Origin of the sequence: Lederbergia sp. NSJ-179 (assembly GCF_022867885.1) — a bacterium.
Classification (GTDB): Bacteria; Bacillota; Bacilli; order Bacillales; family Bacillaceae_C; genus Lederbergia.
Map to the genome: position 1 here is coordinate 1 of NZ_JALIFP010000105.1, position 1,132 is coordinate 1,132.

The window sequence follows — 1,132 nt, forward strand, 5'->3', positions numbered from 1 at the left end:
TTTTAGGTGCGCCCGGCATGGGCTATAACTTGGTGGTGAAAGTCCACTACAGGCTTGGCAGTAGGAACTGTTAGCCAAAGGCAAGGGTGTCCATCGTGAGGTGTGAATCTGAAGGAAGCCGGAGGCAAAATCCCGAACTGACGGACAGAAACTGTATATAAGGCTGAATTGGAATGGACGAGTTTGCCTAACAAAACGAAGTCCGATACTGCCCGAGTTCCATACAGTAAATACAGCAGTTACATGGGAGGAAGGTTATAGCTCTTACCCGGGGAGGTCTTACAAGGGTTCCCGACAAGAGAGATGAAATATCCCTCAGGAACAAACCTGCCAGTGATGACGGGTTGAATTGTAAGAAGTCAGCAGAGGCCATAGTAGTCTTAGTAGGCGAAGGGCCGAACAGTAATAATCTTGAAGGAACATGGAGGTAAGGACAGTGCGCAGACCACAGAAAACATTGAACAATGACTATTCGCAAAGGAATAAGCTGGAAGCCGAAAAATATGCGAAAGTGTGTAGCCCTGTCTTTAACGAAATAGACCGACAGGATGGTATCGATTTGATAGACAAAGTAATTGATAATAACAACCTCTTTAACGCTTGTAAGAAGGTAAAAGCCAACAAAGGGGCTCCGGGGATTGACGGAATGACTGTTCATGAACTATTTGAACATGTCAGCCAATATCTCAAACCCTTGAAAAAGAAATTGAAGGACGGCACCTATCAACCCCTTCCTGTGAAACGAGTTGAAATTCCAAAGGAAGATGGATCGAAGCGTAAGTTGGGCATCCCGTGTGTGCGGGACCGAATGGTCCAACAAGCGATCTATCAAGTTATAGGCGGGCTGATAGACCCTTATTTCTCTGAATCAAGCTATGGTTTTCGCCCTAAGAGAAATCAACATCAAGCTATAGGAAAGTCCATCGAGTACTATAAACAAGGTTACAGAGTAGTAGTTGATTGCGATTTAAAAAGTTATTTCGATACGATCAACCATCAGAAATTGATGGCATATCTTGAGGAGTTTATCCAAGATAAGACCGTGCTGAAACTAATTTGGAAGTTTCTTAAGAGTGGAATACTTGAAGATGGTCTCACGAAGCCAACAGAATTCGGTGCTCCTCAAGGTGGG

General features: G+C 44.2%; 1 protein-coding gene. It reads left to right on the forward strand.

Going from position 1 to position 1,132, the window contains the following annotated elements; translation table 11 throughout:
* Positions 1-436 precede the first annotated feature (436 nt).
* Positions 437-1,132: reverse transcriptase domain-containing protein (locus MUB24_RS23025; RefSeq protein ID WP_244708079.1), on the forward strand; the 696-nt coding region annotated here is incomplete at its 3' end.